13 protein-coding genes and 1 pseudogene are annotated in these 15,979 nt (G+C 65.4%); 8 read left to right on the top strand and 6 right to left on the bottom strand.

The genetic code is table 11. The features are described 5' to 3' along the window. Positions 1-14 precede the first annotated feature (14 nt). Positions 15-758: an SDR family oxidoreductase gene (locus VSR82_RS16190; protein WP_368586722.1), complete on the top strand. Its 744-nt coding sequence runs from the start codon at positions 15-17 to the stop codon at positions 756-758. An 84-nt stretch (positions 759-842) separates the two neighbouring features. On the opposite strand, the gene VSR82_RS16195 is transcribed toward VSR82_RS16190, so the two are convergent. The 3 genes from VSR82_RS16195 to VSR82_RS16205 form a co-directional block, all read right to left on the bottom strand. Next, positions 843-1,868 (bottom strand): aldo/keto reductase, encoded by a 1,026-nt coding sequence (locus VSR82_RS16195; RefSeq protein ID WP_429460230.1) that lies wholly within the window; start codon positions 1,866-1,868, stop codon positions 843-845. Positions 1,869-1,935: 67 nt separating this feature from the next. Beyond that, positions 1,936-3,675 carry a tetratricopeptide repeat protein gene (locus VSR82_RS16200; protein ID WP_429460232.1) on the bottom strand — a complete coding sequence of 580 codons (1,740 nt, stop codon included), beginning with the start codon at positions 3,673-3,675 and terminating at the stop codon, positions 1,936-1,938. 106 nt (positions 3,676-3,781) lie between these two features. After that, entirely contained in the window at positions 3,782-4,357 is a 576-nt protein-coding gene (locus VSR82_RS16205) for a DUF4142 domain-containing protein (RefSeq protein WP_410851618.1), read from the bottom strand. Between the two features lie 350 nt (positions 4,358-4,707). Here VSR82_RS16205 and VSR82_RS16210 point away from each other — a divergent pair, with 350 nt between their 5' ends. Next, positions 4,708-5,700 carry a chemotaxis protein CheV gene (locus VSR82_RS16210; protein ID WP_410851619.1) on the top strand — a complete coding sequence of 331 codons (993 nt, stop codon included), beginning with the start codon at positions 4,708-4,710 and terminating at the stop codon, positions 5,698-5,700. 36 nt (positions 5,701-5,736) lie between these two features. Here VSR82_RS16210 and VSR82_RS16215 read toward each other — a convergent pair whose 3' ends face one another. Together VSR82_RS16215 and VSR82_RS16220 are read right to left on the bottom strand one after the other, a co-directional pair. After that, positions 5,737-6,822: an asparaginase gene (locus tag VSR82_RS16215; RefSeq protein WP_429460235.1), complete on the bottom strand. Its 1,086-nt coding sequence runs from the start codon at positions 6,820-6,822 to the stop codon at positions 5,737-5,739. Positions 6,823-6,874: 52 nt separating this feature from the next. After that, positions 6,875-8,140 (bottom strand): MFS transporter, encoded by a 1,266-nt coding sequence (locus VSR82_RS16220; protein WP_429460237.1) that lies wholly within the window; start codon positions 8,138-8,140, stop codon positions 6,875-6,877. Positions 8,141-8,487: 347 nt separating this feature from the next. Here VSR82_RS16220 and VSR82_RS16225 point away from each other — a divergent pair, with 347 nt between their 5' ends. From VSR82_RS16225 to VSR82_RS16250, 6 genes are read left to right on the top strand one after another with little or no spacing between them, the layout of a single operon-like run. Continuing rightward, the gene (locus VSR82_RS16225) at positions 8,488-11,289 is read left to right on the top strand and encodes a monovalent cation/H+ antiporter subunit A (RefSeq protein ID WP_429460239.1); all 2,802 of its coding nucleotides are present in this window, start codon (positions 8,488-8,490) and stop codon (positions 11,287-11,289) included. Then, complete coding sequence (locus VSR82_RS16230; RefSeq protein WP_429460240.1) at positions 11,289-11,621, top strand: Na+/H+ antiporter subunit C; 333 nt, start codon at positions 11,289-11,291, stop codon at positions 11,619-11,621. The genes VSR82_RS16225 and VSR82_RS16230 overlap by 1 nt, the downstream gene beginning before the upstream one ends. Beyond that, entirely contained in the window at positions 11,618-13,408 is a 1,791-nt protein-coding gene (locus VSR82_RS16235; RefSeq protein ID WP_498857906.1) for a monovalent cation/H+ antiporter subunit D, read from the top strand. Before VSR82_RS16230 ends, VSR82_RS16235 begins: the two co-directional genes overlap by 4 nt. Further along, entirely contained in the window at positions 13,408-13,902 is a 495-nt protein-coding gene (locus VSR82_RS16240) for a Na+/H+ antiporter subunit E (protein ID WP_410851669.1), read from the top strand. Before VSR82_RS16235 ends, VSR82_RS16240 begins: the two co-directional genes overlap by 1 nt. Beyond that, on the top strand, positions 13,896-14,171 hold the full coding sequence (locus VSR82_RS16245) for a K+/H+ antiporter subunit F (protein ID WP_368586712.1): 276 nt from the start codon (positions 13,896-13,898) through the stop codon (positions 14,169-14,171). Before VSR82_RS16240 ends, VSR82_RS16245 begins: the two co-directional genes overlap by 7 nt. Before the next feature lie 8 nt (positions 14,172-14,179). Further along, complete coding sequence (locus VSR82_RS16250; protein WP_429460243.1) at positions 14,180-14,572, top strand: Na+/H+ antiporter subunit G; 393 nt, start codon at positions 14,180-14,182, stop codon at positions 14,570-14,572. Positions 14,573-14,717: 145 nt separating this feature from the next. Here VSR82_RS16250 and VSR82_RS16255 read toward each other — a convergent pair. Beyond that, positions 14,718-15,658, bottom strand: a pseudogene (locus VSR82_RS16255) (ATP-binding cassette domain-containing protein); the annotation flags it as partial. Between the last annotated feature and the right edge of the window lie 321 nt (positions 15,659-15,979).

Genomic DNA, 15,979 nt, shown 5'->3' on the forward strand with positions numbered 1-15,979 from the left:
TGAGGAAACGAATCATGAGCACGAACCAACAACCGAAAGTCGCCATCGTCACCGGCGCATCGCGCGGCATCGGCACGGCAATCGCACAGCGGCTCGCAAAGGACGGCTACGCGGTCGCCGTCAACTACGCATCGAGCGCGGGCGAGGCCGACGCGCTCGTCGGCGCGATCCGCGAAGCCGGCGGCAAGGCGGTCGCGGTGCAAGCGGACGTGTCGAAGCCCGACGACGTGCGTCGCATGTTCGAGATCACCGAACGAGAACTCGGCAAGGTCGACGTGCTCGTCAACAATGCGGGCGTGATGAAGCCCACGCCGCTCGCCGACACGTCCGACGCGCTGTACGACCAGACCTTCGAGATCAATGTGCGCGGCACCTTCAACACGCTGCGCGAAGCGGCCGCGCGCCTGAACGACGGCGGACGCATCGTCAATTTTTCGACCAGCGTGCTTGCGCTGAACCTGCCCGGCTACGGCATCTACACGGCGACCAAGGCGGCCGTCGAAGCGTTCACGCGTGTGTTCGCGAAGGAACTGCGCGGGCGCAACATCACCGTGAATGCGGTCGCGCCGGGACCGATCGCGACCGCGCTGTTCCTCGAAGGCAAGACCGACGAGCAGATCGAAACCTTCGCGAAGATGCCGCCGCTGCAACGCCTCGGCGAGCCGGAAGACGTGGCGGGCGTGGTCGCGTTTCTGGTCGGCCCGGATGCGAGCTGGGTCAATGGGCAGACGTTGCGGGCCAATGGCGGTCTGGCTTGATGGGATGCGGTGGTCCAGCGTGCTGCCGCGCTGGACCACCGCATGGCGCCCGCTGCGGCGCCTGGAACGTGATCGACCCGCCGCTCAAACCGCCTTCGGATTGCGTTCCGCGAAACCTTCCTGATGCCAGTACGGATACGCGGGGCGCACCGCGCTTGCCGCGTCGAGCTTCGCGACCTGCTCGGCCGTCAGATTCCAGCCGACCGCGCCGAGGTTCTGCCGCAGTTGCTCCTCGTTGCGCGCGCCGATCAGCAGCGTCGCGACGGTCGGCCGTTGCAGCAGCCAGTTCAGCGCGATCTGCGGCACGGTCTTGCCGGTTTCGGCGACGACTTCGTCGAGCGCGTCGAGCACGCGGAACAGATACTCTTCCGGCACCGGCGGCCCCATGTCGGCGGTCTTGTGCAGACGGCTCGTCTCGGGCAGCGCCTGGCCGCGCTTGAGCTTGCCGGTCAGACGCCCCCAGCCGAGCGGACTCCATATCACCGCACCCACGCCCTGGTCGACGCCGAGCGGCATCAGCTCCCATTCGTAGTCGCGTCCGACCAGCGAGTAGTAGGTCTGATTTGCGACATAGCGCGGATAGCCGTAGCGATCGGCGATATCGAGCGACTTCATCAGATGCCAGCCCGAGAAATTCGACACGCCGATATAGCGGATCTTGCCCGCCCGCACGAGGTCGTCGAGCGTGGACAGCACTTCGGGGATCGGCGTTTTCGCGTCGAAGCCGTGCAGCTGGAACAGGTCGATGTAATCGGTTTGCAGACGCTTGAGCGCCGCATCGACTGCGTTGATCAGATGGAAGCGTGACGAGCCGACGCCGTTCGGATCGCCGTCGAAACGGAAGGTCGCCTTGGTCGACAGGATCGCCTTGTCGCGCTTGCCTTTCAGCGCCTCGCCGAGCACCGACTCGGACGCGCCCTTCGAATAGATGTCGGCGGTGTCGAACATCGTGACGCCCGCGTCGAAGCAGATGTCGATCAGACGCCGCGCTTCGGCGACGTCGGTCGCGCCCCACGCCTCGAAAAATTCACCCTTGCCGCCGAACGTACCAGTACCGAAACTCAGCACCGGCACCTTGAAACCCGATGCACCCAGATGTCTGTATTCCATTGCAGAATCTCCGTGGCATTGCCGTCGATGAACGGAGATTCAGTCTACGCGCGTCGGCGCAAACGCGTCATGAAGGCGACGCGCTCAGATCGGCCAACGCATCACGCACGGCGTCGATCACGCTGTCCCAGGCGCCGAGCTGCGGTTGACGGAACAGACGCGCGGACGGGTACCACGGCGTGTCGCTGCGTTCGAGCAGCCAGCGCCAGCAGGTGTCGAAGCGGTTCAGAATCCAGACCGGTTTGTCTACCGCGCCGGCCAGATGCGCGGTGGACGTGTCGACCGAAATCAGCAGATCGAGACTGGCGACGAGCGCGGCGGTATCGGCGAAATCGTGCAGCAGCTCCGTGTAATCGGCGACGCGTTCACGGTAGGCGCTTTCCGCGAGTTGCGCTGCGGCCGCGCCCTTCTGCACGCTGAAGAAGCGTACGTTCGGCACGTCGAGGAGTGGCGCGAATTGCTCGAACGCGAGCGAGCGACGCGCATCGATCTTGCGCAGCTCCGCGACATGCGCGCGGTTCTCGCCGGCCCATACGAGGCCGACATTCAGCGGTTTGATTGCGTTGCGATCCGCATTGGTGTTGCCGTCGGATTCGATACGTTCGCGCCATGCACTGACGGCCGCTGACTGCGCGAAAAGATACGGCGTGGCTGCCGGAATGCTCGCTTCGTCGGTGCGGAACGCAAGCGGCAAGCTCAACAACGGGCAATGACAATCGAACCGCGGCAACGGCTGGCCCGCTTCGATCAACTGATCGACACCATCGAGCGTCGACAGCAGCCGCAACAACGGACCCGGAACTTCGAGCACGACCTTCGCGCCGAGCTTCGCGACGAGCGTCGCATAGCGGCAGAATTGCAGCGTGTCGCCAAGGCCCTGTTCCGCATGCAGCAGGATCGTTTTGCCGTCGAGCGGAAAATCGCCGAGCCACAGCGGCTGCGCGAACGCGCGCCGGCCGGCCTTGATGCGGCTACGCTCCCAACGCCATTCGTATTCGCGCCAGCCGCTCTCGAAGCGGCCCATTTGCAGCAGGCACAGCGCCTGGTTCCAGTGCGTTTCAACCGACGCCGGACTCAACGCAAGCGCGCGCTGATAGCTCGACAACGCCTGTTCGCGCTGATTCAGATCGATCTGCGCGAGACCGAGGTTGTTCCATGCATCGACGAAACCAGGAGAGAGTTCCAGCGCGCGCTGGTAGCAGCGCTCTGCTTCGTGCGGCTGGTTCAGATCGCCGAGCACGTTGCCGCGATTACTCCACGCATCCGGATAGCCGGGCTGCAATGCGAGCGCCTGGTCGCAGCTATCGAGTGCATCGGCGTAACGGCCGAGATCGCGCAGCACGCATGCGCGATTGTTCCAGGCCGGCGCGAACTCCGGCACGATAGACACCGCGCGCTCGTAGCTCGCGAGCGCTTCGAGCGGACGGTTCAGCGCCGCCAATGCGTTGCCGCGATTGTTCAATGCATCGGCGAATTTCGGCTGCATCACAAGCGCCCGCTCGGCGCACGCAAGCGCTTCGTCATGACGCTGCAACGCGTTCAGCGCATAGGCGAGATTCGAATGCACGGCCGGCTGTCTCGCGTTCACCGCGAGCGCCTTCTTCAGCAGATCGACGCCTTCCTGCAAACGGCCCGTTTGCAGCGCGAGTTCGCCGAGCCAGCGCAACGCGTCGCCGTGCTTCGGCTTCAGTTCGAGAATCTCGCGATACATCTCCTCTGCTTCGACGAGCGCGCCGTTCTGTTGAAGCGCGACGGCTTGTCGAAGCAGATGGTCCAACTGTTGCGGCAGACTGGCTTGCTTGCTCATGCGGTACCTGGAATCGAAGGCGCGAAGAATCGTCGGATGAAGCGCACGATTATCGCTGAAAAGCCTCGATTCGAAGTACCGCCGCCGTGTTGCGTCGCGCCGCCGCTTATTGCGCGGCCACGGACAGATGCTTGCGCTTCGCGAGTTCCTGCGCCATCGCGTAGTGCTGCTGGATCGTGGGCAGCGCCTGCTTCGCCGCGGCCTTCAACTTCTCGTCGCGGCCCGCTGCGATTTCCGCCTGGAACGCGGACAACGCTTTCTGCTCACCCGCGAGCGCGACCTGCTCGATATACCTCTTGTCGAAATCGGCGCCGCGCAGATTGTTGATACTGGCGAGCACGGCCTCGTCGGGATCGTTCTTCGGCACGTCGACACCGCGCGGACTCGCCGCGCGCAATGCGTCGGTGATCTTCGCGTCGTCATCCGACACGCGCTCGGCGAACGCCTTCACGTCGCGATCGGCCGAGCGCGCGGTGGCGATACGCGCGGCATCGCGCTGCGTCGCGACGGCTTTGGTGCCGTCCGCGATGAAGGTCTGATCGGCCGCATGCAGGCGGACTGCGTCCGCGGGCGCGGCGCTCTGCGCGCTGGCCACCGAGGCGGCCGTCAGAAGACCGCCGAAGCAGGCAGCAGCGGCGATGCGGGCAATAGCGACAGAAGGGACGGAAGGCAGGCGGATCATACGTTCTCCTTGAGGTGAAAGCATCTGAAAGCAAAACGAAGGACACGTGTGCGCCGCGAACGAAGCGTGCGATGCAAAACGCTGCGGACTGCTTGCGAGCCCAGCGCGGCGCCACGCTTTTATCGCTGCCGATTCTAGAAGCCATGCCATCGGGCAGGTGAAACGCTGCTGTCGCTTCTGTAACCTTAGGTAACCCTCATATGAATGCGCACACGTTTGCGTATCCGCGCCAATCACGCGCGCCGCTCGACACTGCGACGCAGTGCTGAATTTTTCGCCATCGGCGCCGATAACCAGAGACAGGCACCGCTTAGCACCGCTCAGCACCGCAATTCTGGAGAACGATTCCGATGGCAGACGACCACCGTGCCAATCACGAGCGCCACACCGAACGCAGCAACCTGACGAGTTCCAACAAGTTCGAACTGCTGCTATACCGCCTTGGCCACGTGCCGGGCAGCGACGCGCACGAACTGTATGGGATCAACGTGTTCAAGGTGCGCGAAATCTCGACGATGCCGACCATCACGCCGATCGCCGGATCGTCGCCGTACGTGATGGGCGCGGTCGACATTCGCGGGCAGATCATTCCCGTGATCGACCTGCCGCGGCTGATGGGCTGCGAGCCGACACGCGGCCTGAACATTCTGCTGGTCACCGAATTCGCGCGTTCGACGCAGGCGTTTGCGGTCGAAGAAGTCGACGAGATCGTGCGGCTCGAATGGAACCAGGTGCTGTCGGCCGATGGCTCGGCGGGCGGCAAGCTCGTCACGAGCATCGCGCGCATCGACGGCAATACCGGCGACTCGCGGCTCGCCCAGGTGATCGACGTCGAGCAGGTGTTGCGCGACGTGTTCCCGTCGCAGCATCCGAGCGTCGATCCGGCCTCGGTCGGTCAAGCGCTCGGCATCCGCCCCGGCGCGAAGATCCTCGCCGCCGACGACTCCGGCTTCGCGCGCAAGCTGATCGAGCAGGCGCTCACCGCGATCGGCGCCGACTACATCATGACGAAGACCGGCGAAGAAGCGTGGCAAACGCTGCAGGAGATCGCACGCGAAGCGCAGCAAAAAGGCATGCGCGCGAGAGACACCATCGCGCTGGTATTGACGGATCTGGAGATGCCGGAGATGGACGGCTTCATGCTGACGCGCCAGATCAAGGCCGATGCAAGCACGCGCGATATTCCGGTGCTCATCCACTCGTCGCTGACGGGCGCGGCTAACGAGGCGCATGTGAAGAACGCGGGCGCGAACGGCTATGTCGCGAAGTTCGCGGCGAGCGAGCTCGCCGATGCGATCCGTCAAGCGCTGGGCTGCGCGCCGGCGAAAGCGACGGCGGCTTGAGTCTCGCGAGCCGGGCGGTGAAGCGAATCGCCGCGCTCAACGATGCGCGGCAAGCTCGATCGAGAAATCCATCCGGCCGGTCTCGACGCCCATCGTGTTGAGCCGCTTCGGTGCATGAAAGCCGTCGAGCGTCGCGCGTTGTTCAGGCGTGCCGATGTCGAGCACCGCGAGCAACTCCGCAGTGACCGCGTAGAGCGCGGCGGCATTGCCGTCCTCGATCTTCAGCGCGATGCCTAGCGCGCCCTTGGCACCCAGGCGAGCGGTTTGCCGCGACCCGCGCACGCCGATCGCATAGCTGCCGTCCGCACCGACTTTGCCGACCAGCGCGCCATCGAAAGCCTGCATCAGCAGCGTGCAGAAGCGCCCTTCCCCGCCGACCAGTTCCGGGTGCGACGTCATTGCGCGATAGATGCGCGCGAGCGCGGCCGTGCGCGGCGGCGTCGCGGCAGCTTCGGCTTCCTGCTGATCCTGTGCCGCCGCGAGCTTCGCGAACAGACGCGCGAGCCGGTCGAGCGGAAACGCCGGGGTCGGCAGATTGCAGCCGTCGATCGCCCATTGCACGCCGTCGTCCGGCAGATCGCACACGCTCGCGACCGTCTGCTTCACGCGCACCTGCAACGGGTGCCCGGGCAGTTCATAGCCGGCCAGCGCCGCGCCGATCGAACGCGCGCCGGCCAGCATGCCCGCATGCTTGCCCGAACAGTTGCTGCACACGCCGGTGGGCGTGAAGCCGCGCCGGATCCAGTCGATGTACACCGCATCCGACAACGGCGGATGACCGCCGCAGCGCAGGTCGGCCTCGCTCGCCTGCGCTTTCGCGAGCATCGCGCGCGTGCGTTCGATATGACGCGGCTCGCTGCTGTGCGATGCGCACATCAGCGCGAGATCGGCTTCGTCGAAACCACAACGTTCGAGCGCGCCGGTTTCGAGCACCGCGAGCGCCTGGGCCGGCTTCGCCGCGGAACGCGCGAGCGTCACGCGCGCGGCGTCGCCGAACGAATACAGTAGACGGCCGTCCGCATCGACGACCGCGACATGCGCCAGATGCGTGTTCTCGACGGACTCGCCGCGATAGATCGTCGCCGCGACCGGCGCGGCAGCATGCAGTTCGGATTGGCTCATCGGTATCGTCTCCGCGTCGTTTATTGGATCGGGCCCAAGGCCCGGCATTCGATCAGGCGCTCGCCGCGAGCGCTTCTTCTTCTCGCTCCAGCGTGCGCGTGTGCCGCAGTTCGGGAAAGAATCGCATCCACAACAGCGCGATCGCGATCGTCGCGCAGCCGCCGACCAGCACCGCCGGCTGCGCGCCCCACCATCCGGCAGTCAGGCCCGATTCGAACTCGCCCAATTGATTCGACGTCCCGATGAACAGCGAATTGACCGCGCTGACGCGGCCGAGCATTTCATCGGGCGTGCGCAGTTGCACGAGCGACAGCCGCACCACCACGCTGATGGTGTCGGACGCGCCGAGCACTATCAGTGCGAGCAGCGACAGGAGGAACTGATGCGACAGCCCGAACACGATCGTCGCGATGCCGAACGCGATCACGCCGCCGAACATCGCAGCGCCGGGCCGGTTGCGCAATGGAAAATGCGCGAGCCAGATCGTGCCCGCGAGCGCGCCGATCGCCGTGCCCGAGCGCAACAGGCCGAGACCGATCGGGCCCGCGTGCAGCACGTCGCGCGCGAAGATCGGCAGCAGCGCGGTCGCGCCGCCGAACAGCACCGCGAACAGATCGAGCGACAGCGCGCCGAGAATCACCGGCTCGCGGCGAATGAACGCGATCCCCGAAAAGATCGATTCGAGCGTGACGGGCGCGCGGCTCGCCGGCTTCACTTGCAGCGGAATGCTCCACACCGACGCGGCGGCGGCCGCGAACGACAGCGTGCACGCGAGATACGCGGCACCGGGACCGATGCCGTACAGCAGGCCACCGAGCGCGGGCCCGGCGATCTGCGCGGTCTGATTGGCGGACGTGGACCATGCGGTCGCTTTCGGCAGATAGCCGCGCGGCACGACGGCCGGCAGCAGCGACGACACGGCCGGCGATTCGAACGCGCGCGATGCGCCCACGCAGGCAGCCAGCACGTAGATCACCGGCGCGCTGATCCAGCCGCTGAAGGCACCGATCGCGAACAGCAATGCAGCGACGCTTTCGAGGCTCTGACAGACGGCGGCGATGCGGCGGCGATCGTAACGATCGGCGACATGGCCGACGACGAGCGTCAGCAGAAACATCGGCAGAAACTGCGCGAGACCGACGAGGCCAAGTGCGAACGCGCTATGCGTGAGCGCGTAGACATGCCAGCCCATCGCGACGGCGAGCATCTGGAACGACAGCGACGACAGGATGCGGGTGCACCAGAAACGCTGGAACGGCGGGTGTTTTGGCAGACTGAAATGCGGCGAATCGGCGGGATCGGTGGAGGCTGGGGGCATCGGTCGTTGCTCGTGACGGGGTGCATCGCGGCGTGGATTGGGCGGGCGCTAGTTTAGAGCAAGATCTGGGGGCGTGCAGGAAGGCGGCTGGCGTGGGCGGCGTGATGGGAGGCCGTTTCTATACTCACGTCGTAAGACTTAGCGCAATGATCTGGCGGCATGATCGGAGATCGGTTGGTTCTCGGCCCGTTCGACTGCATATATCGATGCCTCATGCATCGATGCGAGAAGCCGACCCGGTTGCGGCTATGATTGTGTGCGTTGGGCAGCCGCCCGTCAGGTGCGATTCACGCCTACGCCACCGGCCAGCGACACCGCCTAACACTCGAACTCCCGGAGGGCATCGAATGGTATTGGCGTGGCTCGTCCTACTTCCATTCATGGCCGCGGCGCTCATCGCGCTCACGAGGCAGCGAGCCGCCGCGCTCAGCACCTGGATCGCGTTCGCGACGGCGCTGTTCGGCTGCGCGCTGCTGCTGAGCGAACGCGTGGGCATGGCCGACCACGACGTGCTGCAATGGCGCCATCAGTGGGTGCCCGACATCGGCCTCGCGCTGTCGCTGCGCCTCGATGGCCTGTCGTTCATGTTCGCGTTGCTCGTACTCGCGATCGGCCTGCTGATCTTCATCTACGCTCGCTACTACCTCGCCGGCAGCGATGCGTTGCCGCGTCTGTACCTGCAGCTTCTGCTCTTCATGGGCGCGATGCTCGGCATCGTGCTGTCGAACAACCTGCTGCTGCTCGTCGTCTTCTGGGAACTGACGAGCCTCGTGTCGTTCCTGCTGATCGGCTTCTGGCCATCGCGGCCCGACGCGAGGCGCGGCGCGCGCATGGCGCTCACCATCACCGGCGCGGGCGGACTCGCGCTGCTTGCGGCGGTGCTGCTGCTCGGCCATGTATGCGGCAGTTATGAGCTGAACGACGTGCTCGCCCAGCTTGCCAAGGTCCAGCACGATCCGCTCTATCCGGCGATTCTGCTGCTCACGCTATTCGCGGCGTTCACGAAATCCGCGCAGTTTCCTTTCCACTTCTGGCTACCGCACGCGATGTCCGCGCCCACGCCCGTGTCGGCCTATCTGCATTCGGCGACGATGGTGAAGGCCGGCGTGTTCCTGCTCGCGCGTCTCTATCCGGTCTTCGAAGGCACCCACCTGTGGGCGTACACGGCGACGGTGGCCGGGCTCGTCACGCTCGTCGGCGGCGCGGGGATGGCGTTGATCCAGCGCGATCTGAAGGGCCTGCTCGCTTATTCGACCATCAGCCATCTCGGCCTGATCGTGCTGCTGTTCGGCCTCGACACGCAACTGTCCACCGTCGCCGCGCTGTTCCACACGGTCAACCACGCGGTGTTCAAGGCGTCGCTCTTCATGGCGGCGGGCATCGTCGATCACGAAACCGGCACGCGCGATCTGGGCCGTCTGCGCGGCCTGCGCAGGTACATGCCGCATACGGCCTTACTCGCGAGCGTGGCGTCGCTGTCGATGGCCGGCGTGCCGCTGCTCAATGGCTTTCTGTCGAAGGAAATGTTCTTCGGCGAAACGCTCGCGCAAAACATGTTCGGGCCGCTGAACCTCGCCGTGCCGGTCATCGCGATCGCCGCGGCGGCGCTCTCCGTGGCGTACTCGCTGCGTTTCGTCTGGGGCGTGTTCTTCGACGGCGAGACGCCGCGCGACCTGCCGCACTATCCGCCGCACGAGGCGCCGCGCTTCATGAGGCTGCCGGTCGAGATTCTGGTGGCGCTGTGCCTGCTGATCGGCCTGTTCCCGCAGCAAAGCATCGGCAGGCTGCTCGAGTCGGCCGCGTGGATCACGCTCGGCGGCAAGCTGCCCGACTACAGCCTGAGCCTGTGGCACGGCGTCAACACGCCGCTGGTGATGAGCGTGGTGTCGTTCGCGGCGGGCGCGACGCTCTTTTTCCTGCGCCGCAATACGTTCCGTCACCGTCGTACGGCGCTCACCGAGTTGAACGCGAGCGAGATCTTCGACCGCTTCGTGCAGCGTCTGGAACAGAGCGCCGGCGTAATCGTGCGCGTGTTCGAGACGCGCTCGCTGCCGGCCTACCTCGCATGGCTGATCGCGGCGGTGCTGATCGTGCCGGGCGTGCCGCTCGTCGCGCTCGACACATGGAGCGGCAGCCACCCGCGCCTGCCGCCCGATCCGTTCACGCTTGGCGGGCTCGTGCTGATGGCGTTGCTCGCCATCGGCGTGGTGCTGGTGCGTGCGCGCACGCTTTACGCGCTCGTGATGCTGAGCACCTGCGGTCTGCTCGTGTCGCTCGCTTTCGTGCGCTTCTCCGCGCCGGATCTCGCGCTCACGCAGATCTCCGTCGAAGTGGTCACGATCCTGCTGCTCGTGCTGGCCGTCTATTTCCTGCCCGCGCTGCAACGCGCGGTCGAGCCGCTCCCCGTCCGGCTGCGCAACGGTGCGCTCGCGCTCGCGGGCGGCGCTCTGCTCGGCGCCGTGTCATACCGGATCATGACGAGCGCGCCGCTGCCTGGCATCGCACCGTACTTCCTCGCCAACGCGCTGCCCGGCAGCGGCGGCCATAACGTCGTCAACGTGATCCTCGTGGATTTCCGCGGCTTCGACACGATGGTCGAAATCAGCGTGCTGGTGGTCGCAGGGCTCGCCGTCAAGGCGCTGCTGCGCGGGCTGCGTCTGAAGTCGCCCGAGGCGGGGCCGGACGGCCGGCCGTGGTCGTCGCAATCGCATCCGCTGATGCTGGCGATCCTCGCGCGGCTGATGCTGCCGCTCACCGTGCTCGTCGCGGTGTTCGTATTCCTGCGCGGCCACAACCTGCCCGGCGGCGGCTTCATCGCATCGCTGATCGTCTCGATCGCGCTGTTGCTGCAGTACGTCGCAAGCGGGGTGCTGTGGACCGAGTCGCGCATCCACCTCAACTACCGCGCGCTCGCGGGCCTCGGCATTCTGATCGCCGCGGCCACGGGGCTCGGCAGCCTCGCGTTCGGCCAGCCGTTCTTGACCAGCGCGTTCGGGCATCTGCACGTGCCGCTGATCGGCGAAATCGAACTGTCCACGGCGATGCTGTTCGATCTCGGCGTGATGGGCGCGGTAGTCGGCACGACGCTCACGATCGTCTCGCACCTCGGCGTGCGCGACAAGGACATGCAGTCCGTGGAGAAAAGCTGATGGAAGCCGCCTTTGCCGTCGCGATCGGCGTGCTTTGCGCGTGCGGCATCTACCTGCTGCTGTGCGCGCGCGTGTTGCCGGTGATTCTCGGCATCACGCTGTTCTCCTATGCGATCAACCTGTTCCTGCTCGGCATGGGCCGGCTCGCGATCGGCAAACCCGCGGTGATCACGGCGGGGGCGCAATACGTCGATCCGGTGCCGCAGGCGCTCGTGCTGACGGCCATCGTGATCGGCTTCGCGATGACGGCCTTCACCGTGGTACTCGCGCTGCGCTCGTTCGCGAGCACGGGCAACGATCACGTCAATGACGAGGAGACGCGCGGCGAATGAACCACGTCCTCCTGCTCCCGATCCTGATTCCGCTCTTTTGCGCGGGCGTGATCGTCGCGCTGCCGCTGCGCGCGAAGCGCCTGCAGCGTGCGCTGAACGCGCTCGCCATCATCGCGCTGCTGCCTGTCGCGTGCCTGCTGATGGCTCGCGCCGCGCAAGGCGAGATCGTCAGCTACGCGCTCGGCGCATGGCCCGCGCCGTTCGGCATCGTGCTCGAACTCGACCGGCTCGGCGCGCTGATGCTGGTGCTCACCGCCGTGCTCGCGGTCTGCTGCCTGCTCGGCACGTCGAGCGAGGACGCGAGGCGCGGCCGCTATTTCCGCGCGCTGTTCCAGTTCGAGCTGATGGGCCTGAACGGCGCCTTCCTCGCGGGCGGTCTCTTCAATCTGTTCGTGTTTTTCGAGCTGCTGGTGATCGCGTCGTACGCGCTGCTGCTGCATGGTGGCGGCGCGCGACGGGTGCGCAACGGACTGCACTATCTGTTGCTGAACCTCGTCGGTTCGTCGTTCTTCCTTGTTGGGATCGGCGTGCTCTACGGCGTCACGGGCACGCTGAACATGGTCGACATGGGCGAACGTCTGGCTCGGCTCGGCCCCGAGACGCTGCCGCTCGCGCAATTCGCGGGTGCGACGCTGATGCTGGTGTTCGGCCTCAAGGCCGCCGTGTTTCCGATGTCGTTCTGGTTGCCGCAGGCCTACCGCAGCGCCATCGGCCCGGTGGCCGCGCTGTTCGCGATCATGACCAAGGTCGGCATCTACGCGATGCTGCGCTGCGATGCACTCGTGTTCGGCGCGGCGGGCGGCTTGCTCCATGCGTTCATGCATCAGTGGGCATGGTGGCTCGCGATCGCGACGATCGTGTTCGGCGCGCTGGGTGCGCTGGCGGTGTCGAGTCTGAAGACCACGACGGGCTATCTCGTGCTGGTTTCGGTGGGGCTGCTGATCGCGGCGATCGCGCAACAGACGCCGCTTGCATGGAGCGCGCTGCTCTACTACCTGATCAGCACGACGCTCTGCACAGGCGCGCTGTTCCTGCTCGCCGACACGCTCGAACCCGAACAAGCATCGACAGCACACGCGATCCATCCAGCCGTTTCCGCCGATGCCGATGCCGATGCGGTCGAGCCCGGCTCGCTCGAAGCGCTCGACGACGCGGCCGCGGCGGTCTTCTCGCCCGACCCCGACGGCGAGGCGGTGGCGACGCGGGCGCGCATGCAGCCGCTGCAGGTCGAGACGGCCGGCGCGCTCGCCGTGCTCGCCGCGGAACCGGCTCGCGCCGACGCCGAAGCTCCGGTCGACGCCACCTCGCGCACGCGTGCACCGTGGCCGTCGAACCTTGCCGCGCTGCTCTATCTGATCGCCGCGGTGGGTGCCGCGGGCTTGCCGCCGCTCTCGGGTTTCCTCGGCAAGGCGATGGTGCTGGCCGCCACGCCGAGCGGCGCGGCCGTCGTGCTTTGGCCGGCCGTGCTGTTATCAGGCCTGCTGTCGATCGTCGCGCTGAGCCGCACGGGCACGCGCCTGTTATGGGCCGCGCCGGCCGCGCGCGCCGCCGAAGGCAAAGAGGAGCACACGCCGCGCGGCAGCAACGCGAAGCTCGCCGCCTGCGCGGTCCTGCTCGGCTGCGTCGTGGCGATCACGCTCGGCGCGGGCGCGGTACGGCACTATCTCGCCGATACTGCCGCGCAGCTATTCGATCGCGCCGCGTATGTGCACGCGATCCTGCCCGGGCCGCGATCTTCGCCACCAGCGGCCGCCGCACCCTCGGCCGACATTCAGGGGAACCGATGATGCTGAAAAGGCTCTTTCCCCACCCATGGCTCACCGCGTTGCTGATCATCTGCTGGGTGCTGCTGATGAACGACATCTCGCCGGGCAATCTACTGCTCGGCGCCGTGCTCGGCTGCGTGATCTCTTTTCGCGTCGCCGAAGGCTTGTGGCTGCGGCCGATGCATTTCGGCCGGCCGTGGCTGCTCGTGCGTCTTGCCTGGCATGTGTTGGTCGACATCATCGTGGCCAACGTCGAGGTCGCGCTGCTCGTGCTCGGCCCGACCAGGCGGCTGCGCCCGGCGTTCATCGAAGTGCCGCTCGACAGCACTCACGAGATCGCGCTCACGGTGCTCATCAGCGTGGTCTCGCTGAGCCCCGGCACGCTGTGCGCCGAACTCAGCGACGACCGCACGCGCCTCACCGTGCACGTGCTCGACCTCGACGACGAAGCGGCGCTCATCGCGCTGATCAAGTCCCGTTATGAAGCCCCGTTGATGGAGATCTTCGCATGCTAGCCATCGTGATTCCGATCTCGCTCGCGATCCTCGGCATCGCGTTCCTGCTCACGCTGTGGCGCCTCGTGCGCGGTCCGTCGCTGCCCGATCGCATCGTCGCACTCGACACGCTGAACATCAATGCGATCGCGATGATCGTCGTGTACGGCATCAGCCTGCGCTCGACGGTTCTCTTCGAGGTGGCGCTGCTGATTGCCGTAATGGGTTTCGTGGGCACGGTCGCGCTCACCAAGTACCTGCAGCGCGGCGACATCATCGAACTCAACTAGCGTGAAGTATGCCGATGGAAACCTTTGTCGAAGCGATCGTCTGTTTGCTGTTGCTCGCCGGCAGTCTGTTTACGCTGATCGGGGCGGTCGGGCTCGCGCGACTGCCTGACTTCTTCATGCGGCTGCACGGTCCGACCAAGTCGACCACGCTCGGTGTCGGCGGCATCGTGCTCGCGTCGGTGGTGTATTTCAGCGCGCATAACAACTTCGCGAGCCTGCATGAGTTACTGATTCCTGCGTTCCTGTTTCTTACCGCGCCGATCAGTGCACATATGCTGGCCAAGGCGGGGACCCAGCAGGGGGTGCCGCTGTGGCAGGCGACGCGGGGGCGGCCGCCTGCCACGGGGGCGAGTGCGAAACGGGGGGATACGGGGGAGTCGCGCGAGAGCGATGACGGGTGAGGCGTGCCGGGCGTCGGGCTTCGCTTGACGTTGATGCGCAAGCTCCGTGTCACGCAAACTCCTTTCTGAACTCCACCGACGACCACGACGTAATCGAAGGACCTTGCCTCGCCGAACGTCGTCCGCGGCGGAACCTGAATTCCGCAGTGACGGGTACATCGTGTTCCTGGCTCAATGCGATGGACGCAAGCTCGTGCAAGTCCGCATCGAGTGAAACCGCATTCACATCGCGGAGCAGCGCGTCACGTACCGGACGCGTATCTGCCTTATGAAGTGATGCTGGCGTGACGCAGCCCTGGTATCGACCTGCGCCGTCGCATACATAGCCGCACTCCACGCCCGTCCTTCATGATGCCAATCCGCCCGCGGATCTTGATGGCTTCTTCGATGTCGTGCGAAATGAACACGATGGTCCGCTGCTCTTCCTTCTGTAGCGGCAAAAGCTCGTTCTGCATTTCGAACCGAATCAGCGGGTCGAGTGCCGGGAACGCCTCGTCCATCAGAAGCACCGAAGGGTTCACGGCCAGTGCGCGTGCAAGGCCGACGCGCTGCCGCATGCCGCCGGACAATTCGCTGGGAAGCAGCTTTTCGTACGAGCCCAGACCGACTCGCGTCAGCGCGGCACGCGCGGTATCGTACCGCGCGGCCTTCTTCAGACCAGCGACCTCGAGTCCGTACGCGATGTTGTCGAGTACCGTGCGATTCGGCAGAAGCGCGAACGACAGGAGAACGACCTGGCCGGACGTGGGTTCAATCAGGCGATTGAGGAGTCGAACCGGCGTCGACTTACCGGAACCCGACAGGCCCACCACCGCGAAAATCTCGCCCGCCTTGACGGTGAGACTGACGTCATTGACTGCAACCATGTTGCCGGTCTTTTCGAAAATCTCGTTCCGACCGAGACCTTGCTTCACGAGTTCAGCGGCGCGCTCTGGCTTCGGCCCGAAGATCTTCGACAGATTCTGGACCGAAAGAATATCGGTCCCGGAGACTGCGATTGATTTCGCTGCGGCGGAAAGGTCTTCCGCGTTGATTGGACCGGGATGGGACTACGTCTGCTGGTGCGAACGTCAGGTTTGGGGCCATTCTGTCATCTCAACTGGCAGGCTCAAAAAATCGAAGCGCGTGACGTATTGACCTTTTCAGGGTGTCACTTGCGTGTCTCGCTCCTTTTAGCCGCCTCCGAGCCAGTTTCATCGCAGAAGTGCGAATGCAAGAGCCGAAAGCAAACATTGCGGCGCCGTGCAATTGAACGAAACGCTATATTTTGCGGAGGACGCAGAATAACCATGCGTAGATCGCGTTCAACGGTGCCTAATGCATGCGTTGCAGAGTAGCGCGTCAAATTGCACTACCCAGGTACATTTTCTGGGTGCTTTTCCATACATTTGGTAATAGAGGACTTTT

This window comes from Burkholderia sp. JPY481 (genome assembly GCF_038900515.1).
In the GTDB taxonomy this organism is placed as follows: Bacteria; Pseudomonadota; Gammaproteobacteria; order Burkholderiales; family Burkholderiaceae; genus Paraburkholderia; species Paraburkholderia youngii.